The sequence below is a fragment of the Desulfofundulus sp. JL263-se genome (genome assembly GCF_056316025.1).
Map to the genome: position 1 here is coordinate 60,514 of NZ_CM149993.1, position 20,414 is coordinate 80,927.

General features: G+C 54.1%; 27 protein-coding genes. 26 read left to right on the forward strand and 1 reads right to left on the reverse strand.

What is annotated here, in order from left to right; all coding sequences use genetic code 11:
- Positions 1–90 precede the first annotated feature (90 nt).
- From ACX4JR_RS00335 to ACX4JR_RS00390, 12 genes are all read left to right on the forward strand, one after another.
- Positions 91–459, forward strand: a complete 369-nt coding sequence (locus tag ACX4JR_RS00335; protein WP_476059069.1) for a response regulator — start codon at positions 91–93, stop codon at positions 457–459.
- Between the two features lie 185 nt (positions 460–644).
- Complete coding sequence (locus tag ACX4JR_RS00340) at positions 645–1,331, forward strand: hypothetical protein (protein ID WP_476059070.1); 687 nt, start codon at positions 645–647, stop codon at positions 1,329–1,331.
- Positions 1,332–1,436: 105 nt separating this feature from the next.
- Positions 1,437–2,291, forward strand: a complete 855-nt coding sequence (locus ACX4JR_RS00345) for a class II fructose-1,6-bisphosphate aldolase (RefSeq protein WP_476059071.1) — start codon at positions 1,437–1,439, stop codon at positions 2,289–2,291.
- A 15-nt stretch (positions 2,292–2,306) separates the two neighbouring features.
- Positions 2,307–2,957 carry a fructose-6-phosphate aldolase gene (gene fsa, locus ACX4JR_RS00350; protein WP_476059072.1) on the forward strand — a complete coding sequence of 217 codons (651 nt, stop codon included), beginning with the start codon at positions 2,307–2,309 and terminating at the stop codon, positions 2,955–2,957.
- An 89-nt stretch (positions 2,958–3,046) separates the two neighbouring features.
- Entirely contained in the window at positions 3,047–3,508 is a 462-nt protein-coding gene (locus tag ACX4JR_RS00355; RefSeq protein WP_476059073.1) for a DUF2062 domain-containing protein, read from the forward strand.
- Positions 3,509–3,513: 5 nt separating this feature from the next.
- On the forward strand, positions 3,514–4,827 hold the full coding sequence (rho, locus tag ACX4JR_RS00360; RefSeq protein WP_476059074.1) for a transcription termination factor Rho: 1,314 nt from the start codon (positions 3,514–3,516) through the stop codon (positions 4,825–4,827).
- 81 nt (positions 4,828–4,908) lie between these two features.
- Positions 4,909–5,841: a peptidoglycan DD-metalloendopeptidase family protein gene (locus ACX4JR_RS00365; RefSeq protein WP_476059075.1), complete on the forward strand. Its 933-nt coding sequence runs from the start codon at positions 4,909–4,911 to the stop codon at positions 5,839–5,841.
- A 168-nt stretch (positions 5,842–6,009) separates the two neighbouring features.
- On the forward strand, positions 6,010–6,213 hold the full coding sequence (gene rpmE, locus ACX4JR_RS00370; protein WP_476059076.1) for a 50S ribosomal protein L31: 204 nt from the start codon (positions 6,010–6,012) through the stop codon (positions 6,211–6,213).
- A gap of 59 nt (positions 6,214–6,272) precedes the next feature.
- Complete coding sequence (locus ACX4JR_RS00375; protein WP_476059077.1) at positions 6,273–7,160, forward strand: DUF1385 domain-containing protein; 888 nt, start codon at positions 6,273–6,275, stop codon at positions 7,158–7,160.
- Positions 7,150–8,220 (forward strand): peptide chain release factor 1, encoded by a 1,071-nt coding sequence (gene prfA / locus ACX4JR_RS00380; RefSeq protein ID WP_476059078.1) that lies wholly within the window; start codon positions 7,150–7,152, stop codon positions 8,218–8,220. The genes ACX4JR_RS00375 and prfA overlap by 11 nt, the downstream gene beginning before the upstream one ends.
- Positions 8,217–9,122 (forward strand): peptide chain release factor N(5)-glutamine methyltransferase, encoded by a 906-nt coding sequence (gene prmC / locus ACX4JR_RS00385; protein ID WP_476059079.1) that lies wholly within the window; start codon positions 8,217–8,219, stop codon positions 9,120–9,122. Before prfA ends, prmC begins: the two co-directional genes overlap by 4 nt.
- A 58-nt stretch (positions 9,123–9,180) precedes the next feature.
- Positions 9,181–10,461 carry an ArsB/NhaD family transporter gene (locus tag ACX4JR_RS00390; protein WP_476059080.1) on the forward strand — a complete coding sequence of 427 codons (1,281 nt, stop codon included), beginning with the start codon at positions 9,181–9,183 and terminating at the stop codon, positions 10,459–10,461.
- 6 nt (positions 10,462–10,467) lie between these two features.
- On the opposite strand, the gene ACX4JR_RS00395 is transcribed toward ACX4JR_RS00390, so the two are convergent.
- Complete coding sequence (locus ACX4JR_RS00395) at positions 10,468–11,163, reverse strand: HoxN/HupN/NixA family nickel/cobalt transporter (RefSeq protein WP_476059081.1); 696 nt, start codon at positions 11,161–11,163, stop codon at positions 10,468–10,470.
- 143 nt (positions 11,164–11,306) lie between these two features.
- Between ACX4JR_RS00395 and ACX4JR_RS00400 the strand changes: the two genes are divergently transcribed.
- The 14 genes from ACX4JR_RS00400 (at position 11,307) to atpE (ending at position 20,301) form a co-directional block, all read left to right on the forward strand.
- The gene (locus ACX4JR_RS00400; protein ID WP_476059082.1) at positions 11,307–11,717 is read left to right on the forward strand and encodes a nucleotidyltransferase domain-containing protein; all 411 of its coding nucleotides are present in this window, start codon (positions 11,307–11,309) and stop codon (positions 11,715–11,717) included.
- Positions 11,659–12,177, forward strand: a complete 519-nt coding sequence (locus ACX4JR_RS00405; RefSeq protein ID WP_476059083.1) for a ribonuclease toxin HepT-like protein — start codon at positions 11,659–11,661, stop codon at positions 12,175–12,177. Before ACX4JR_RS00400 ends, ACX4JR_RS00405 begins: the two co-directional genes overlap by 59 nt.
- Before the next feature lie 68 nt (positions 12,178–12,245).
- Positions 12,246–13,313 (forward strand): L-threonylcarbamoyladenylate synthase, encoded by a 1,068-nt coding sequence (locus ACX4JR_RS00410; protein WP_476059084.1) that lies wholly within the window; start codon positions 12,246–12,248, stop codon positions 13,311–13,313.
- Positions 13,314–13,377: 64 nt separating this feature from the next.
- Positions 13,378–13,920, forward strand: a complete 543-nt coding sequence (locus ACX4JR_RS00415) for a manganese efflux pump MntP (RefSeq protein ID WP_476059085.1) — start codon at positions 13,378–13,380, stop codon at positions 13,918–13,920.
- A gap of 95 nt (positions 13,921–14,015) precedes the next feature.
- Positions 14,016–14,504 carry a low molecular weight protein arginine phosphatase gene (locus ACX4JR_RS00420; RefSeq protein WP_476059086.1) on the forward strand — a complete coding sequence of 163 codons (489 nt, stop codon included), beginning with the start codon at positions 14,016–14,018 and terminating at the stop codon, positions 14,502–14,504.
- 88 nt (positions 14,505–14,592) lie between these two features.
- Entirely contained in the window at positions 14,593–15,045 is a 453-nt protein-coding gene (gene rpiB, locus ACX4JR_RS00425) for a ribose 5-phosphate isomerase B (RefSeq protein ID WP_476059087.1), read from the forward strand.
- 30 nt (positions 15,046–15,075) lie between these two features.
- Complete coding sequence (gene glyA / locus ACX4JR_RS00430) at positions 15,076–16,311, forward strand: serine hydroxymethyltransferase (protein WP_476059088.1); 1,236 nt, start codon at positions 15,076–15,078, stop codon at positions 16,309–16,311.
- Positions 16,312–16,336: 25 nt separating this feature from the next.
- The gene (locus ACX4JR_RS00435) at positions 16,337–16,810 is read left to right on the forward strand and encodes a deoxycytidylate deaminase (RefSeq protein WP_476059089.1); all 474 of its coding nucleotides are present in this window, start codon (positions 16,337–16,339) and stop codon (positions 16,808–16,810) included.
- Complete coding sequence (locus ACX4JR_RS00440) at positions 16,795–17,103, forward strand: MazG-like family protein (RefSeq protein WP_476059090.1); 309 nt, start codon at positions 16,795–16,797, stop codon at positions 17,101–17,103. The genes ACX4JR_RS00435 and ACX4JR_RS00440 overlap by 16 nt, the downstream gene beginning before the upstream one ends.
- Positions 17,104–17,118: 15 nt before the next feature.
- Positions 17,119–18,288 carry a non-hydrolyzing UDP-N-acetylglucosamine 2-epimerase gene (gene wecB / locus ACX4JR_RS00445; RefSeq protein WP_476059091.1) on the forward strand — a complete coding sequence of 390 codons (1,170 nt, stop codon included), beginning with the start codon at positions 17,119–17,121 and terminating at the stop codon, positions 18,286–18,288.
- Positions 18,289–18,521: 233 nt separating this feature from the next.
- Positions 18,522–18,758: an AtpZ/AtpI family protein gene (locus ACX4JR_RS00450; protein WP_476059092.1), complete on the forward strand. Its 237-nt coding sequence runs from the start codon at positions 18,522–18,524 to the stop codon at positions 18,756–18,758.
- Positions 18,759–18,762: 4 nt separating this feature from the next.
- On the forward strand, positions 18,763–19,179 hold the full coding sequence (locus tag ACX4JR_RS00455; RefSeq protein WP_476059093.1) for an ATP synthase subunit I: 417 nt from the start codon (positions 18,763–18,765) through the stop codon (positions 19,177–19,179).
- Between the two features lie 32 nt (positions 19,180–19,211).
- A complete protein-coding gene (gene atpB, locus ACX4JR_RS00460) occupies positions 19,212–19,970 on the forward strand; it encodes a F0F1 ATP synthase subunit A (protein WP_476059094.1) in 759 nt (252 codons plus the stop codon).
- A gap of 97 nt (positions 19,971–20,067) precedes the next feature.
- A complete protein-coding gene (atpE, locus tag ACX4JR_RS00465; RefSeq protein ID WP_476059095.1) occupies positions 20,068–20,301 on the forward strand; it encodes a F0F1 ATP synthase subunit C in 234 nt (77 codons plus the stop codon).
- Positions 20,302–20,414: the final 113 nt, after the last annotated feature.

The window sequence follows — 20,414 nt, forward strand, 5'->3', positions numbered from 1 at the left end:
TGCAAGAAAAAATTCCGCCCCGCTGAAAGGGATAATTAATTCCGCCGGCGAATAGATGTGTATCCAGCCAGGGAATTGGGGGAATTTTAAGTGAGTGATAAATGCGACCTCTTGGTGGTAGACGATAATCCTGGTGTGCTCAGGCTTTTGCAAGAAGCTTTTAGCGAAGAAGGCTTTCAGGTGGTGACGGCAAAAAGCGGCAAACAGGCCCTGGAAACAGTAGCCCGCATCAAGCCCCGTGCGGTTCTCCTGGATATGAAAATGCCCGGCATGGACGGGGTGGAGACTTTGAAAAAATTGCGAGAAAGGGATAATGAAGTCCCTGTAATAATGATGACCGCCTATGGTGAAGTTGATGCCGTGGAAGAAATTCAAAAATACGAGGTACTGCATTATGTGATTAAGCCCTTTAATCTGGTGGAAGTGCTTTCTCTTGTAAAGAAAGTTTTAGAATTATAAACAAGGCCGGAAAATCTAGAAAAATTGGTTAATAATTTATCACACAAGGTGCTTACCGAAAAAGGGTTTTGGTTCTTGCCGGCGAAGCTTTATTACGTGAGAGCCGGTACACCGGCAGGGTGTTAACAGTTTTTTTGTAGATCCCATTGAGACATTTGGGGCGTTTTTTTGGAGGAGGATCAATAATGCTTATAAGTACAGATACCATGCTGGCCATGCGCTGCCCTGAATGTGGAAAGCTGGAATATAAAGTGCTGTCCCGCTTCCAAGTCAGCGAATCTAAAACTTTGCATATCAATTGCTCCTGTGGGGCCGAAAAGTTAATTATAAGCACTAAAAATTATAAAGATTACTGGCTGCAGGTTCCCTGTGTGGTCTGTGAAACGAAACACCTGCAACGCATTTCGGGAAAACAACTGTGGTCAAGGGGAGAAGTTTATTACCTTTTGTGCCAGGAAACCGGCCTGGAATTGGGGTACCTGGGGCCGGAGGAAAAGGTAAAGGCCTTGAGCCGCAGTTACGAGGAGGACTTGCAGTTTCTGGCCAGTGACTTCGGAGAGGATGACTATTTCCACAACTCGGAAATAATGTACGAAGTGCTGAACCGGCTGCATGATATTGCGGAAAGGGATGCTCTTTACTGCCAGTGCGGCAACCGGGAAGTGGAAGTGGATATATTTCCGGACCGGCTGGAACTGCACTGTAAGGAATGCGGCAGCATAAACATTGTTTATGCTGAGAATGACGATGACCTTAAGGTAATTGAGATGGTGGACAGTATAGAACTTACCCGCAACGGGTTTGAGTACCTTGACAGCCTGGCCAGTACCAAAAGGGCCGGTAAAAAGCCCAAAAGAAAGCGTAACAAGTAATTGCAAACACCTCCCCAGGGGGGTGTATAATTGTTTTTGGCCGGCACTGGCAAATTTAATATATCCCCTTACAGGGCATATTAAGGATGAAAGGAGGTAATAGCGGTGGGTTTTGTCCCCGTGGCTGACCTGTTAAAAGATGCCGAGGCCGGCGGGTACGCCGTAGGGGCCTTTAACTGCAACAACATGGAGATTGTACAAGCCATCGTAGCTGCCGCCGAGGCCGAAAAAGCCCCGGTGATTATCCAAGCCAGCCAGGGCGCCATAAAGTATGCTGGAATTGAATACATAGTAGCCTTGACCAAAGCCGCTGCCGCGTCAGCCAGCGTTCCGGTGGCGCTTCACCTGGACCACGGAACCAGTTTCGAACAGGTGATGCAGTGTATTCGGTCCGGCTTCAGCTCCGTTATGTTTGACGGGTCAAAACTTTCCTTGGATGAAAATATAAGAATTACAAACCAGGTCCTGGCCGCCGCCCGCCCGGTAGGGGTATCAGTGGAGGCGGAATTGGGGAAAATCGGCGGAACGGAAGATGACATTACGGTGGATGAAAGGGAGGCCATGCTCACCGACCCCGAAGAGGCCAGATATTTTGTAGAAAAGACCGGCGTGGATTCCCTGGCTGTGGCCATAGGAACGGCCCACGGGAGATATAAAGGGGAACCCAGGCTGGATTTTGAGCGCCTGGCCAAGATACGTTCCCTGGTTAATATCCCCATTGTTTTGCACGGGTCATCCGGCGTGCCCGATGATGCCATTAAAGAGGCCATAAGCCGCGGCGTGCGCAAGGTCAATATAGATACCAACATCCGGGAAGCTTTTACCGAAAAGTGCCGCCAGGTGCTGTCCGAAAAGCCGGGTGAAATCGACCCCCGCAGGGTACTGGGCCCCGCCAGGGAAGCGGCCGCGGAAGTAATAAGGGAAAAAATAAGGTTGTTCGGCAGTTCAGGAAAAGCATAAGGTGGTGTGAAATTTATGAGACTGTTTATCGATACTGCCAATGTGGAGGAAATACGCGAGATTAACGAGCTGGGAGTTATCAGCGGCGTTACCACCAATCCTTCCCTGATAGCCAAAGAGGGAAGGGATTTCGTGGAAGTGGTCAAGGAGATTGCTTCCATTGTGGACGGTCCTATAAGTGCGGAAGTGGTAAGCCTTGAAGCGCCGGATATGATTAAAGAGGCGGAAAAACTGGCCGCCATTCACCCCAATATTGTAATAAAAATTCCCATGACGGCTGAAGGGCTCAAGGCTACCAGGCTCTGTGCCCAAAAAGGCATCAAAACCAATGTAACCCTGGTATTTTCAGCCAACCAGGCCTTAATGGCCGCCCTTGCCGGGGCCACCTATGTAAGTCCCTTTGTGGGCAGGCTGGACGACATCGGGGAAAACGGCGTAGGGCTGGTGGCCGATATAGTGGAAATTTTCACATTGCACGGCCTGAATACCGAGATAATTTCGGCCAGCATCAGGCACCCCATGCATGTAATTATGTCCGCCAAGGCAGGTGCCCATATCGCCACCGTCCCTTACAAGGTGCTCAAGCAAATGCTGAAGCATCCCCTTACCGACATAGGGATTGAAAAATTTCTGGCTGATTGGGAAAAAGTTCCAAATAAAGGATAAAGTTTGTAATTGTCTTGACTGAATGTCAGCCGGGCGATATACTTTACACAAACAGCGGATAAAATAGAATAAAGTTCAGCTCTGAGGAGATGAAATTAAGTTTGCGCATTTTGGGGTACCTTAAAGAATATTATGCCCGCGTTCTCGACCTCCCGGATGCGCCCGTAAAAGTTGCCCGGGGAGCAGCCCTGGGCACTGCCCTGGATTTCTTCCCCATACCCTTTGTCAGTATACCGGTTGCCTACCTTTTGGCCCGTCTTCTCGGTTCCAACGGGGTGGCTGCCGCCCTGGCAGCCACCTTCTTCAAATGGGCGGTTCCCTTCTTCTATTTTTTCAATATAACAGTGGGACAATTGATAACCGGAAATTGGTCAATGACTGTATCCGTTTTAACCGGCTCTGCAAAACTTAAGTGGTCCGATGCGGTAAATGCCCTGGGATACCCGTTTTTTATAGGGGCAATTTTCAACAGCATTTTAGCCGGCGGAATAGTATACTTCAGTTTAAAGCGCCTTCTGGAATTTCGCCAGAAGCGGCGCGGTTTAAAATAGGGGGGATGCCATCATTGAATTATGCCGAACTGGAAGGAAAAACCATGGCCGAACTGTACAAAATCGCCAAAAGCCTGCACCTCACCGGTTATTCCCGCTTGCGAAAGCGCGAACTCATCTTTGAAATTATGAAAGCTCAGACTGAAAGTAACGGGCTCATTTTTGCCAAGGGCGTTTTGGAAATTCTTCCCGATGGGTACGGTTTCCTGCGGCCCTTTCATTACCTGCCCAGCCACGACGACATTTATGTATCTTCTTCCCAAATCCGCCGCTTCGACCTGCGCACCGGCGATCTCGTGGCGGGACAGGTGCGGGGGCCCAAGGAAAATGAGCGGTACTATGCCCTTTTGAGGGTGGAGCAGGTCAACGAGGAGGACCCCGAAGTAGCTGCCGAGCGCCTTCACTTTGAAGGACTTACCCCCCTTTACCCCCAAGAGCGTATCAAGCTGGAAGTTTCCCCCGACCACGTGGCCACGAGGATAATAGACCTGCTGGCCCCTCTGGGTAAGGGCCAGAGGGGATTGATTGTAGCACCTCCCAAGGCCGGAAAAACCATGTTGCTCAAGGAAATCGCCAACAGTATAACCCACAACCACCCCGAAATGTATTTGATAGTGCTGCTTATAGACGAAAGGCCGGAGGAAGTTACCGATATAGAGCGTTCAGTACAGGGGGAGGTTGTAAGTTCCACCTTTGACGAACCCCCGGAAAATCACGTCAAGGTGGCCGACATGGTCCTGGAAAGGGCCAAGCGCCTGGTTGAGCACAAGCGCGACGTAATAATCCTTCTGGACAGCATTACCCGCCTGGCCAGGGCCCACAACCTGGTGGTGCCGCCCAGCGGGCGCACCCTGAGCGGCGGTGTGGACCCGGCCAGCCTGCACAGGCCCAAAAGATTCTTCGGCGCCGCCCGGAACATAGAGGAAGGCGGCAGTTTGACCATCCTGGCCACCGCCCTTATAGAAACCGGAAGCCGTATGGATGACGTTATCTTTGAAGAATTCAAAGGAACCGGCAATATGGAACTTATCCTGGACCGGAAGCTGGCCGACAGGCGCATTTTCCCCGCCATAGATGTTGTTCGCTCCGGAACGCGGAAGGAAGAAATGTTGTTAGACAAAGACGAGCTGGAAATGGTCTGGCATTTCCGCAAGGCAGTGGCCGGCATGTCTTCTGCAGAGGCCATTGAAATGTTGATAAATCACATCCAAAAGACCAGGAGCAATAAGGAACTAATCAAGGCCTTTCGGATTCACAGCAGGGCTTGCGGTGCCTTGCCCGTTACCGTGCCCGCCATGCCCGCCGGGGACGGGTCTTAGAACCTTTGTGCAGGGGAGGGTTCCTTTACCGGGAACCCTCTCCTGCTTTTTTATGTATAGTTTTCTTGATAACCGGAAATAATGGTGGATGGTATGATGACCAAAGTGTGTCCGAAAAGAAGCGAGGTAAGATATGCCGTGAAAAAATATATCCTGAAAAAAACCGTAATCGTCCTTTCCACGTCAGTGGCCCTGCTTTTTACCGCGGGGCCTGCCGGAGCGCGCTGGGACGAACTCATCGATCCCTCGGCTCCCTACGGGGGCCCGCCGGTTCTAGAGGAAAAAACGGAAATGTTCTCTCCCCGGGGAATTTACCGGGTGGAGAAAGGAGATACCCTTTCCGGGATAGCCAGTAAATTCGACCTTTCCATTTCCCGGCTGGCAGCCGTAAACGGCCTTTCTGACCGGGACAGGATCTTTGCAGGGCAGGTCCTCCGCCTGCCGGTAGCCGTTTTAACACACCGGGTATCTGAGGGGGAAACCCTTTCCGAAATTGCCGATAGGTACGGCACGGACATGGAGGCTATAGCCAGGTGCAACAACATTGAGAATAGTAATTTAATCTTTGCCGGCATGCAGATTACCGTACCGGTTACAGGGGATAAGTCCCGGGCGGTGGCCAGGAGCCTTCCCGTGGGGGAGCTGCCCTGGCCTGTTACCGGCTGGATAAGTTCTCCCTTCGGCATCCGGGACGGGCGGCCCCATGAGGGGCTGGACATTGCTGCCGATGCGGGTGAGCCCATTAAGGCGGTGCGGGGCGGCCGGGTGATTTTTGCCGGTCCCCGGGGAACATACGGCCTCACGGTGATTCTTGACCACGGTAACGGCCTCACTACCCTGTATGCCCACTGTTCCCGCCTGCTGGTCCGGGAGGGGGATGGGGTGACAGCCGGCCAAATAATAGCTGAAGTGGGCAGTACCGGGCGCTCAACCGGCCCCCACCTGCACCTGGAAGTACGTCTTGACGGGATTCCCTATGACCCGGTGCTGTGCCTGAAAAGAATATATGCTTAATGAACAGGGGACGGGCTGTTTTACATGCAAAAAACAGCCCGTCCCCTGTGTTATTCTTGCCTCTTTAAGTTCCTTATGATATAATACCCTAGTGTGTAAATAAGTTTTAAAGTGGTTTTAGTATATATAAAAAGGCAATTCTTTTTGAACAGAAAAGAGGTGAGTCCTGTGAAAAAGGGAATCCATCCGAAATACGGGGAGGCCACTGTAACCTGCGTTTGCGGCAACACTTTTAAAACCGGTTCTACCAAGAAGGAAATCAGGGTGGAGATTTGCTCCAATTGTCACCCCTTTTACACCGGTTCTCAGCGTACCATCGAGACCAGGAGGGGTCGTGCTGAGAAGTTCCGCAGAAAATACGGTCTCAAGTAGTAACAGGCAATTAAGCAGGGCAGTAGCTCTGCTATTTGTTTCTGGGAAGAGGATGGGATATGCGTCCTGAATTTCATTACGGAGGCCAGGCCGTTATAGAAGGCGTGATGATAAGGGGCCCGGCAAGCCGGGCTGTAGCCGTCCGGCGCCCGGACTCCACCATAGTTGTTGATGAAAAGCCGGTTAATTCCATAACCAGCCGGGTCAAAATATTAAAGTGGCCCCTTTTGCGGGGCGTGGTGGCACTATTCGAGGCCCTGGTAATGGGGCTGGAGGCCCTTACCTATTCCGCCAGCCAGGCCCTGGATGAAGAGGAAGAGGAGCTTACCACGCGGGATATTGTCATTACGGTGGGCATAGCCTTTGCCCTGGCCGTCCTTCTTTTTGTAGTGGTGCCCGCCGGGGCCACTCACTACTTGGCCAGCTGGGTTCACGGAAACCTGGCCCAGAATCTGGTTGAAGGGGTCATTCGCATAGCAGTATTTTTATTATATATAATATCTATTTCCTTCATGCCCGACATTCAGCGGGTATTTCAGTACCACGGCGCGGAGCACAAGGTTATCAATGCCTATGAGGCGGGAGAAGAATTGTCGGTGGCTGCGGTACAGCGCTATTCCACCTTTCACCCCCGCTGCGGCACCAGCTTTTTACTCATTGTTATGGTGGTAAGTATCTTTATATTTTCTTTGCCGGGCGAGCAGGTGTTGTGGTGGAAGATTCTTTCCCGCATCTTATTATTGCCGGTGGTTGCCGGCGTTTCTTACGAAGTTTTGAAGCTGTCCGCGAGATATGAAAATTCACCTGTTTTCCGGTTAATTATAGCTCCCGGAAAATGGCTGCAGGGTCTTACCACCCGCGAGCCCGACGACAGCCAGGTGGAAGTGGCCATTTCCGCCCTGGGAGCTGTTTTGCAGGACAACAGAGGTGAGACAAATGTTCGATAAACTGGATAAACTGGAAGAGCGCTATGAAGAGCTCAGCGAACTTATAAGTAAACCGGAAATCATCGCCAATAATGAAAAGTGGCAGCAATACGTTAAGGCCCACGCCGAATTAAATGAGATAGTAACTACTTACCGGGAATACAAGAAAACATTAAAGGAAATCGAAGATAACCGGGAAATGTTAAAAGAGCGGCTGGATCCGGAATTCAAAGACCTGGTGGAAAGCGAGCTGGCCGAGCTGCGGCAAAAAAAGGAGAAACTGGAGCAGGAACTCAAGATTTTGCTTTTACCCAAGGACCCCAATGACGAGAAAAACGTTATCATGGAAATTCGGGCCGGCACCGGCGGGGAAGAAGCCGCCCTTTTTGCCGGGGACTTGTACCGCATGTACGTGCGGTATGCCGAGCGCCAGGGCTGGAAAGTAGACGTGATGAATACTCACAGTACGGACCTGGGCGGCATTAAGGAAGTTGTATTCATGGTCGTCGGTAAGGGAGCCTACAGCCGCTTGAAGTTTGAGAGCGGCGTGCACCGCGTGCAAAGGGTTCCCACCACCGAGTCGGGAGGACGTATCCATACGTCGGCGGCCACGGTGGCCGTACTGCCCGAAGCGGAGGAAGTGGATGTAAAAATCAACCCCGAAGACTTGCGGATTGATGTTTTCTGTTCATCGGGGCCGGGCGGTCAGTCGGTGAATACCACCCAGTCGGCGGTGCGCATTACCCACCTGCCCACCGGAATCGTTGTTTCCATGCAGGATGAAAAGTCCCAGCATAAAAACAAGGAAAAGGCCATGAAAGTGCTGCGTGCCCGCCTGCTGGACCGGGCCCGCCAGGAACAACAGGAGGAAATGGCCAGCGCCCGGAGATCCCAGGTGGGTTCCGGGGACCGCAGTGAAAGAATTCGCACCTATAACTTTCCACAAAACCGGGTAACCGATCACCGCATAGGCCTGACTACCCACCGCCTGCAGGAAGTACTCATGGGCGAGCTGGACGAAATTATTGATGCCCTGATTACCACGGACCAGGCCGAGCGGCTGAAGCAGGTGGAGGCATGATGAAGGAAAATATATGGGGCGCCCTGTATGGGGCGCGCCTTTTGTTTAAGGAAAGGAAAATAGAATCGGGCCCCCTGGATGCCGAAGTGCTGCTGGCCCACGTGCTGGGAGTGGAAAGGGATTTTCTTTACCGGGAGCCGCATTTTCCCCTCAGCCCGGAGCAATATTCCCTGTTCCGGGAATTGGTGGAAAGGCGTGCCGGGGGAGAGCCCGTGGCTTACCTGGTGGGGCGCCGTGAATTTATGGGGCTGGATTTCAGGGTGGACCGGAGGGTGCTAATTCCCCGGCCGGAGACAGAATTGCTGGTGGAAACAGCCCTGGTGCTGCTGGGGGGCCCCCGGCCCCCGGAAGGCCCGGCAGTTAACCTGCCTTCCGCCCCTAAAACCGGCATCGTGGTGGACGTGGGTACCGGAAGCGGGGCCATAGCCCTGAGCCTGGCCTTTTACCTCCCGGAACTGGTTCTCTATGCCACGGACATATCCGCCGGCGCCCTGGATGTAGCCGGGGAAAATGCCCGCCGCCTGGGGGTTGACGGGCGGGTCGCCCTGCTGCAGGGCAATTTACTGGAACCCCTGGAAGGACTGGGGGTAGAGGGTAAAATATCTTTAATAACGGCCAATCTTCCTTATATTCCTTCAGCGGATATGGCCGGGCTGCCCCGGGACGTCAGGGATTTTGAGCCCCGGGGGGCGCTGGACGGCGGCCCCGGCGGCCTTTGCTGTTACCGGCAGCTTATTCCCGGGGCCGTGGAATACCTGGCCCCGGGGGGGTACCTCTTGATGGAAATAGGTCCCGGTCAGGGCCGGCCCTTAAAAAAACTGGCCCCCGCCGGCTGCTCCGCCCGGGTGCTGAACGACCTGGCCGGCCGGGAGCGCCTGGTAATTTTGCGTGCTCCCGAATAACTCTTCTTCTTACCCGGGTATTATAAATTGGTGATAAAATATTTTAAGGAGAGTATTTATGGAACATGCCGGCGCCCTTTACGCAGGCATCATATTCATAATTACATACGCCCTCATTGTCTGGGAGAAAATCCACCGCACGGCCGTGGCCCTCGCCGGTGCCATGCTGGTGATACTGGCCGGCATCATTTCCGAGGAAGCCGCCGTGCGGGCCATCGAATTCAATACCATTGGACTCCTCATCGGTATGATGATTATTGTCAGCATTACCCGCCGCACCGGCGTGTTCGAATACCTGGCCGTGCGAACCGCCAAGCTGGCCAGGGCCCGGCCGGCCAGGATCATGGTTGGTCTTTGCATTTTAACGGCGGTGGCCTCCGCCTTTTTAGACAACGTGACCACTGTTCTGCTGGTGGTGCCGGTTACCATTGAGATTGTCAGCATCCTGCGGTTAAATCCGGTTCCCTTTTTAATTGCCGAGATTATTTCCTCCAACGTGGGGGGAACGGCCACCCTCATCGGTGACCCTCCCAACATCATGATTGGCGGTTATACAGGCTTGAGTTTCCTGGATTTCCTGGTGAATTTAGCTCCGGTGGCGGTATTTATTTTCATTGTTACCACCGGTACGCTCTGGTTTATTTACCGGCCGCATTTTAAAGTGAATGAGGAAAACAGGAAAGATTTAATAGAAATAAACGAGGAAGAAATGATTAAGGACCGGCCGCTTCTGAAAAAATCTCTGTTTGTTCTGGCCCTTACCATTGTCGGGTTTACCTTGCACGGGGCCCTCGGGCTGGAATCGGCCACCGTCGCCTTAAGCGGTGCCGTTCTTCTTCTGATTTTAAGCAAGGCCGAGCCCGAGCATGTTCTGGAAGGGGTGGAGTGGCACGTCATTTTCTTTTTTATAGGTCTCTTTATCCTTGTGGGGGCTCTGGAAGAAGTGGGATTAATTGAGGCCGTTGCCCGGGCCGGGCTGGTTTTAACCGGGGGCGAAATGGTTACCACCGGGCTTTTGGTGCTGTGGCTTTCGGCCATAGCTTCCACTTTCGTGGATAACATTCCCTTTGTGGCTACCATGATTCCCCTCATAGATGAGATGGGAAGGCTGGGCAATATCCAAAATCTGAATCCCTGGTGGTGGTCCCTGGCCCTGGGGGGCTGCCTGGGCGGTAACGGTTCCCTGGTGGGGGCGGCCGCCAATGTAATCGTGGCCGGTATGGCCGGGCGGCGGAAAATCCCCCTGGGATTTGTGGACTTTTTCAAGGTAGGCTTTCCGCTGATGATTCTGTCGGTGTTTATAGCGATGATTTATTTGCTGCTTTTTTACTTGAAGTAAAATTTTTCATCCCGCCCAGATACCGCGCGCTGCACTTAGCGCCGTGTAAAGCCCTACTCCCATTACAAACACGCCGGCTGCCGCTGCCAGCCGGGACCAGGTGCGCGTATTGGTAAGCTTCCCGGCCAGGGAGGAAATTTTGATAAACAGCATGCCCACCACTATCAGCGCCAGGGCCGTGCCGGCGCCAAAGGCGAAGATAACCGCCAGCCCGGAGCCCAAAGCGCCGGTATTGATGGAGAGGAGCAAAGTAGCCAGGGCCCCGGGACAGGGCATAAGGCCGTTGGTCAAGCCCAAAAGAAGAAGGTCCAGTATGCGGAGCGAGCCGGCCCCGGCATGGTAGGCGTGGCTGCAGGAGTGCCCGTGATGGCGGCACAGGTGGCCGTGGCTTTTGGGAATCAAGCGGTACCCGATTAGAATTATCAGTATTCCGGTTACCAGGTGCAGCCAAAGCTTTAATTGAGCGCCGGGCTCCCCGGAGTTGTTCTGCAAAGTGGCTGCCGCTACGTGGGCGGTAACGGCCAGAATTAACACCACCAGTGTGTGGGACAGAGCCGAAGTAAGTCCCAGGATGACCACGTGTAAGGTCTTTCCCCTGGAAAGCACCAGGTAAGCTCCCATTACTCCTTTGCCGTGCCCCGGCTCAAGGGCGTGAAGGGCCCCCAGCCAGAAGGCGGACAGTACATGAATTAAAGGTGGCACATTTTTTCCTCCCCTGGTATTTGTCCTCCCACATATATATTAAGGGGCGGCCGTATTTATACTGGTTTACCCGGTGAACTTTCCAAACACTTGCTCGGGTGGTATAATATTGCTAATGTATTTCTGGAAAGAGGTATCCTGCCATGTTCACCCTGGACGGTTATATAAAGTGGCACCGGGAGCAGGCACGGACAGAAGAAAAGGGGCGGGAGCGGCTATTACACCTAATGCGCGCGAAAGCCGGGGAAATGGCCCTTGCCCTGGCGAAAAATTACAATGTGGAAAAGGTTTTCCTTTTCGGCTCAGTGGCTGCGGGCGACATTGCGGAGAACTCGGATATAGATATTGCCGTAACGGGGCTAAGGGAAGAAAAATACCTGGCGGCCTACGGTTTGCTGGAAAATATGGCCGCCCCCTTTGCCGTGGACCTGGTGTTGCTGGAGACCGCGGCGGATACGCTGCGGGTCAGAATTGCAGGGGAAGGGGTTGTTCTTTATGACCGGGCGGGAGAGAAAGGCGGCCAGGCTCCGGCGCCTGGTGTCGGAAATAAATGATGACTTGCGTGCGGTGGCTTCGATAGTTGAAGATGCCGTCAAATTGATAGAAGATGTTAATGCCAAAAGCGGGCCGGTGCCGTCCCGGGATGTAATGGCCGCGGCGGCCTACCTTCACCACTTTTACACCGGGGTGGAGGCTGTTTTTAACCGAATTTCCAATAGCATAGACGGCGGCCCGGGCCATGCCGCCGACTGGCACCGCGAGCTTTTGCGCAGCATGGCCATTGAGATTCCCGGCGTGCGCCCGCGGGTGATTTCGCCCGAAGTAGCGGAGGAGCTGGATGAATACAGGCGTTTCCGGCACCTGTTCCGCCATGCTTATGCCTCGGAGCTGCGCTGGAAAAAAATGAGCCACCTGGCTGAAAATTTGCCGGAAGTGCATGCATTGTTAAAAAACAGTCTGCAAGAGTTTATTTCTTTTATATTGCAGCTGGCTGCCGGCTTGGAGAAGAATTGACTTTTCAATATTTTGCTTGCAAAGGCTTTGTGGTATACTACCCCGTAGAGAATCAGGAGTGGAATCACGTGGAAGCTAAGGCCCGCGCTACTAAGTACTGGAAAGTAAATGCAAACAGGCCGGACCCGGAAATAATCAGTCGGGCCGGCCTTATTTTGCGCCGGGGAGGGCTGGTGGCCTTCCCCACCGAGACGGTATACGGGCTGGGAGCCAGCGCCCTGAACAGCCGGGCGGTGAGTAAGATTTTTGCCGCCAAGGGCCGGCCGGCGGACAATCCCTTGATAGTACACCTGGCCCGCCCTGACCAGGTCGGTTCGGTGGCCGTGAGCATTTCGCCGGTGGCCGCGGCACTCATGGAAAAATTCTGGCCGGGCCCCCTTACCCTGGTACTTCCCGGCCGGGGGGTCGTTCCCAAAGAAGTAACCGCGGGCCTCAGTACGGTGGCGGTCCGGGTCCCCGGCCACCCCGTGGCCCTGGCCCTTATCGGGGCGGCGGGAGTCCCGGTGGCGGCCCCCAGTGCAAATATTTCCGGGCGCCCCAGCCCCACCACCGCCGGGCACGTACTGGCCGACCTGGACGGGCGGATAGATGCCGTGCTGGACGGCGGGCCGGCAGGGCTGGGGGTGGAATCCACGGTGCTGGACGTTACGGGGGAGGTTCCCCTTATCCTGCGCCCCGGGGGTATTACCCCGGAACAAATAAAGGCCGTTACCGGGGCCGTGGAATTGGACCCCGCTGCCGCGTGCCGTACAGTAAGGGAAGATGAAAGGCCCCGTTCCCCGGGCATGAAGTACCGCCATTATGCCCCGCGGACGCCCCTGGTGCTGGTTGAGGGAGATGAAGGGGAAGTGGCCGGGGCCCTTGCAAAGCTGGCCCGGGAGTACGCCGAAAAGGGAGCGCGGGTGGGCATATTATGCACCCGTGAGGCGGCCGGTTTCTTCCGGGGGGTGGAAGTATTAGTGTTGGGAAGCCGCCGCAGTCCCCGGAGTCTGGCCTCCAACCTGTACGGTGCCCTCCGCAACCTCGATAATTCGGGGGTGGACGTCATCCTGGCCGAGGGAACCGGCGAAGAAGAACTGGGCCTGGCCGTCATGAACCGCCTGCGCAGGGCGGCGGAAAAAATAATTGTGGTGTGATAACAGAAGGTTTGCGGAAGTATATTTTAGGAATAATTCGGATTTCTGGTATTGGAGGAGCACTGTGACTGCCGTAACATTGTTAATCATGGCTGTCGCCCTGGGCACGGACGCCTTCTCCATGTGTTTGGGATTGGGAATGACCGGGGTGACTGTGAGGCAAATTATTATAATAAGCCTGACTGTTTTGGTGTTTCACGTGATAATGCCCCTGGCAGGCTGGCTCGCGGGAGAACTGGCGGGCTCGCTGCTGGGTAAAGCTGCCGGTATTGCCGGGGCCCTGGTGCTTATCTACCTCGGGGCTAAAATGTTATATTCGGCGTGGAAGGGCGGCGAGAAAATTGAACACCGTGACGCCCTGGTCAGCACCGGCGGAATGCTGCTGCTGGCTGCCAGCGTGAGCATGGATGCCCTGAGCGTGGGCTTCAGCCTGGGCACCCAAAATGTGGACCTCCCTTTCACGGTGGGGATTTTCGGCATTGTTGCGGGAATTATGACCGGAACCGGCCTTATTCTGGGCCGGTACATCGGCAGCCGCATAGGAGAAAGGGCCGTGGGCATCGGCGGCGCCCTTCTCGTGGGGATTGGGGTAAAGCTGTTTTTTTAACAGGAGTTAAGGCCGGTGCTCCCAGTGGAGCACTTGAGCGAAGCGGGGAGCACCGGCCCTAAAGGTGGGCTATTTTTCAAAGCAGGGTGGTTAAAGTGGGCAAGAAAAAAATTCTCTTCGTCTGCACCGGAAATACCTGCCGCAGCAGCATGGCCGAGGCGCTGGCCAAAAACATGCTGAAAAACACGGATATGGGGAACCTGGAAATCGAAATAGCATCGGCGGGAACTATGGCCTTCCCGGGCGCGCCGGCTGCGGAAAACGCCGTTAAAGTTCTAAGCGACATGGGCATTGACCTGAAAGGTCATGCCGCCAGCTTACTTACCCCCGAGGACGTTCGCGGTGCGGACCTGGTCCTCACCATGACCGCCGCCCACCGTGAGCAGGTGCGCGCCATGGCTCCCGAGTGCGAGGACAAAATATTTACCCTGGCGGAATATGCCGGGTCCGGGGACGACATTCCCGACCCCTTCGGTGCCCCCGAAGAAATATACCGGCAGTGCGCCTCGGCAATTCAGAAATTGGTAAAACGAGCCCTGGAGCGGTTTTTGTCCGGGCAAGCCGGAGACAAGCTCAGGCATTAATTTTTGTCAAATTTAAAGGAAAAAGGGATTTTATGTAGAAATTTTGAAGAGGTACCCGTTACAAAATTTCAGGAGAGGAGATTTTGTATTGCGGCTAGCGGTGGCATCCGATCACGGAGGATTCAAACTCAAAAAGGAAATTTTAAAATATCTCGAAGAAACAGGCATTGAATATAAAGATTTCGGCACCTATTCAGATGAACCAGTGGATTACCCGGATACAGCAAAGCCGGCGGCCGAGGCTGTGGCCAAAGGGGAATTTGACCTGGGGGTGCTGTGCTGCGGCACCGGCATCGGGGTGTCCATTGCCGCCAATAAAGTTGCCGGCATCCGGGCGGCCCTGTGCCACGATACCTATTCCGCCCGCATGGCCCGGGAACACAACAACGCCAACATTATTACCATGGGTGAGCGGGTAATCGGCCCGGGATTGGCCCGGGATATTTTAGCGTCTTTTTTGAATGCCGAGTTTTCCGGGGGGCGTCATGCCCGCCGGGTTGAAAAGATACATGACATAGAGAAGAAATACTGTTGTCGCTGACAGCAGCTTGGCAGGGAGGATTTTTGCGCAATGAATTTTTTTTCCAGCCCTCTTGCTAAAGTTGACCCGGATATTGCCCGGGCCGTTGAATTGGAACTGGAACGGCAGCGCAATACACTGGAACTCATCGCTTCGGAAAATATTGTCAGCAAGGCCGTTTTAGAGGCCCAGGGTTCGGTACTTACCAATAAATATGCGGAAGGATATCCCGGCAGGCGGTATTACGGCGGGTGCGGGTATGTTGATATTGCTGAAAGCCTGGCCATAGAAAGAGCCAAAAAGATTTTCGGCGCCGAGTATGTAAACGTGCAGCCTCACTCCGGCTCCCAGGCCAACATGGCAGTTTATTACGCCCTGTTAAAGCCGGGAGATACCATTTTGGGCATGAATCTGGCCCACGGGGGACATTTAACCCACGGCAGCAAAGCCAACATTTCCGGAAAATACTTCAACGTGGCCTTTTACGGGGTGGACGAGCACACCGGGCGCATTGACTATGACCGGGTAAGGGAAATAGCCCGGGAGAGCCGGCCGGACATGATTGTGGCCGGGGCCAGCGCCTACCCCAGGGCCATAGACTTTGCCGCCTTTCGGGACATAGCCGATGAAGTAGGGGCTCTTTTAATGGTGGATATGGCCCACATAGCGGGGCTGGTTGCCGCCGGTGAGCACATGAGCCCCGTTCCCTATGCCGACGTGGTAACCACCACCACCCACAAAACCCTGCGGGGCCCCAGGGGCGGCATGATTTTGGCCAGGGAAAAATACGGGCGGGCCCTGGACAAGGCCATATTCCCCGGCATTCAGGGAGGGCCGCTGATGCACGTCATTGCGGCCAAGGCGGTGGCCTTCGGCGAGGCCCTCCGGCCGGAGTTCAAGGAATACCAGCGGCAAATAGTGAAGAACGCCCGGGCCCTGGCCGGCGCCCTCTCAAAGCGCGGGTTCAAGCTGGTATCCGGCGGTACCGACAACCACATGATTCTTGTAGACCTGCGGCCCAAGGGGGTTACCGGGCATGAGGCCGAGAATATTCTGGATGAAGTGGGCGTGACCGTAAACAAAAACGCCATACCCTTCGACCCCCAGCCGCCTTCCGTGGCCAGCGGCATCAGAATAGGAACCCCTGCCGTTACCACCCGCGGCCTGAGGGAAAATGAAATGGAAATAATAGCTGAAATTATCGACATGGCCCTCACTGATTCCGGCAAGCGGGAAAAAGCCCGCCGCATGGCCCGTGAACTCTGTGAACGTTTCCCTGTCTACTAATCATTTCTTGTAGGAGCGACGCGCCATGGAAAGCCGCCCTTCGTGGGACGAATACTTCATGGAAATATGCCGGCTGGTGGCCACCCGGTCCACCTGTCTCCGGCGCAAGGTAGGGGCCGTGGTGGTGCGTGACAACCGCATACTGGCCACCGGTTACAACGGCCCCCCCAGCGGGCTGGCCCACTGCCTGGACGCCGGCTGCCTGCGGGAAAAAATGGGGATACCTTCGGGGGAGCGGCACGAACTGTGCCGCGGCCTGCACGCCGAGCAGAACGCCATCATCCAGGCGGCCACTTTCGGTATACCCATAGCCGGGGCCACCTTCTATCTAACCCACCAGCCGTGTGTTCTCTGTGCAAAAATGCTGGCCAACGCAAAGGCGAAGCGGGTCGTCTTCGCCGGCGACTACCCGGACGACCTGGCGACGGACATTTTGCATGAAGCAGGGATAAAGCTGGAACGGTATAAGGATGTGTACGTCCCGTGCAAAAGAAAATAATAGCCCTTCCCCGGCTGAACAACCTTTCCCCTACCATGGAATCCACCGCCCTCAAACTGATGGAAGAGGCCGGCGAGCTGGCCCAGGCCATCGGTAAGCTGAGGGGCATGAGCGGGGAAGAGCGCAAGCTGGAAGAGCACGAAGTGCTGCGCCGCATTGCCGGGGAATTGCTGGACGTGGCCCAGACCGCCGTTTCCATGATGTTTGTGCTGGAAGAAACCTTCGGCGTGGATATAGACCAGGAACTGGAGAACCACATTAAGAAACTAAGGGAAAAAGGTTATTTAACATAAAAAAGGACTGGTAGCGTGCTAAAGGTTATGGTTGTATTCGGCACCCGCCCGGAGGCCATTAAAATGGCCCCCGTGGTTAAGGCGCTGGAAAGGGATAAAGATATAGACTGCAAAGTTGCCGTAACCGCCCAGCACCGGGAAATGCTGGATCAGGTGTTGCGGCTTTTTGTTATTTCCCCCCACTATGACCTGAATATCATGCAGCCGGGGCAAAATCTTTTCCAAATCACCGGGCGGGCCTTAAAGGGGCTGCAGGGGGTATACGAAAAGGAAAAGCCCCACCTGGTGCTGGTACACGGGGATACCACCACCACCTTCGTGGCGGCCCTGGCCGCCTTTTACCTGCAAATACCCGTGGGCCACGTGGAGGCCGGCCTGCGCACCGGCAACAAATACTCGCCCTTTCCTGAAGAAATGAACCGGCACCTTACGGGAGTGCTGGCCGACCTTCATTTTGCCCCCACGGAAAGGGCCAGGCAAAACCTTTTAAGGGAAAATGTCCCCGCGGAAGATATATTCGTGACGGGCAATACCGTCATTGACGCCCTGCTGGCCACTGTGGAGCCGGGCTACAAATTTGACCACCCGGTGCTGGGCAAACTGGACTTTGAGCACAGAAAAATACTTCTGGTTACAACCCACCGCAGGGAAAACCTCGGCAGGCGGATGCGGGAAATATACCTGGCTCTTAAAGAAGTGGTGGAAAAAAGCCCGGAAGTGGAAGTCGTCTTTCCGGTACATAAAAATCCCGCCGTGCGCAGGCCGGTGGAAGAGATATTGGGCGGCCTTGAAAGGGTTCACCTTATCGAGCCCCTGGACTACCGCCCCTTTGTAAATTTGATGCAAAAGTGCTGCCTGGTGCTTACCGATTCCGGCGGATTGCAGGAAGAGGCCCCGTCCCTCGGCAAGCCCGTGCTGGTACTGCGGGATACCACTGAGCGCCCCGAGGCGGTGGAGGCCGGCACGGTGAAGCTGGTGGGCGCCTGCCGGGAAAAGATAGCGGGTGAGACGCTGCGCCTTTTGCGGGATAGAAAATATTACCAAAAGATGGCCGGGGCGGTCAATCCTTACGGGGACGGAAGAGCCAGCGGGCGAATTCTGGAGTATATCAAGTACCGCCGGGGCCTCAGCAAACAAAAGCCTCAACCTTTTTTAATAAAAACAAATTTGCAGCAGGATTTTTAAAAAGTAGTGACGAATGAATAAATTGGCTTGTGTTTGGTGTCACAAACATTAACGTAAATTACGGCAAGCCGGGCTTCAGAAAAAAATAACACGGCAGTGGAGGAATAAAGCTATTTTTGTAGAACCATAATTTTAGGCGTTGATGTAAGCCAGGCGACAGTATTGTATACAAGAAAGTGCCGGTGGTAACAATTGCCTGAGATTTTCGTGAAGAGAGTGGTTAATACATAAATATGGGAGAACAACAACCTAAAAAAACGGGCGGGATATTAAAAGCCGTTGCGCTGACCAGCACCATCGGCGCGGAACTGGCCATTATGGTAACCCTCGGGTACTACGGGGGTAAGCTTCTGGACGAAAACCTGGGTACCGGGCCCTGGTTGATGGTGGCCGGTATTCTGGCAGGTGTGGCCGCGGGCACCTGGGGAATAATCAGAACTCTGGAAAAGTTCTGGAAAGAAGGGGAGTGAGCCGGTGCATAAGCCGGTGCCCATTAACGACATTAACAAGCAGTTTTCCCGGAGCGCCAGGCTCACTCTTTTTGTACTGGCGGCGGCGGGCCTGGGACTGGTAAAAGACGCGGCCGATCCCTTCATCTGGGGTCTGATAGCGGGCGGGTTGACCAGTATATTGAATGCCTATTTCCTGCGCAACAGGCTGCTCGGGCTGGCGGAGATGGGCAAGGATCAGGCAAAGGCTTCCCTGCGGCAGAATTTTACCACGCGCATGGGGCTTGTGGTGGCCGTAGTTTTCTTTGCCAGCCGGGTGGATTTTTTAAGCATCTACGGTGTGGGAGCAGGACTTCTGCTGGTGCCCTGCCTCACCGTGATCGATGCGGCCGTCACGCTGTACCGGCATTTTGCCGCACGTGATGCCGTTGATAAGATATAATAAATTTTTATCAAGAAAGGGGTGAGGAGAGAGTGTCGGCGGAAGCAGGCAGTCACGCCAGTCAAAGCATGCTGGACCGGGTTCACGAGGCGCTGAACGTCTGGGGTTTTCCCCACGAACCGGTTAATCTCTTCGGATTCGGTCCGGTTAACGTCAAAACAATAGTTATGACCTGGGTGGTCATGGCGCTGGTAATTATATTTACCGTTGCCGCCACCAGAAATATGAAGGTGGACCGGCCGGGCAAACTGCAGTTGATTGTCGAGGAACTATTCCAGTTTTTAAGGGGATTGGTCAACGAGAACCTGGACCCCAAAAAGGGCGCCGGGTTAATGATCCTGATTTTCAGTCTTTTTATTTACCTCTTGTTCTGCAACTTATGGGGCTTGGTTCCCACCATGATGTCGCCCACGGCAGATGTTAATACCACCCTGGGCATGGCCATAATGGTCTTTGTACTGGTCCAGATCCTGGGCATCAGGTATAAGGGCGGCAAGTTCTTCAAACACTTCATTGAGCCGTTCCCGTTCTTCCTGCCGCTGGTCATTGTGGAAGAACTGGCCAAGCCCATTACCCTGGCCTTCCGTCTTTACGGAAACATTTACGCCGGCGAGGTATTAATCGCCGTGCTGTTGGGATTGATACCCCTGACAGCCGATATCTTGGGTGGTTTTATAGCGTCAATTATCTGGCTGGCATTTAGTATTTTCGTAGGCTTCATCCAGGCCTTTATCTTTACCATGCTTACCATCGCCTACATTTCCCAGGCTGTGGAAGAGCATGAGCATTAATGTTGGTTAACTGATTAAGTAGCCTATCTCTCCCTTTAATTGGAGATAGCCACCATATTATGGATTAAAATTTTAGGGCAGAAAGGAGGGGAAAAGTATGGAGGTAGGAGCAGCTGCAGCTCTCGGTACCGCTTTGGCCGTTGGTTTGGGAGCACTGGGTGCCGGTATCGGTGACGGTCTCGTTACCGGTAAGACTGTGGAGTCCATTGCCCGTCAGCCCGAACTCAGGGGTAGCCTGCTGACCACAATGTTCATTTCCGTAGGTTTGATCGAAGCTCTGCCTATTATCGGTGTTGTTATCGCATTTATCCTTATGGGTAAAATAGGTTAATATTTTTAAGCAAGACGTTAAGTGGTCAGTGATGCAGTAAAAAGGTTGTGTAGCGGATTTGGGACAGGCTTGCCCCAAATCCGCTATCGCCTTCCTTTATGTCCGCAGTGGCC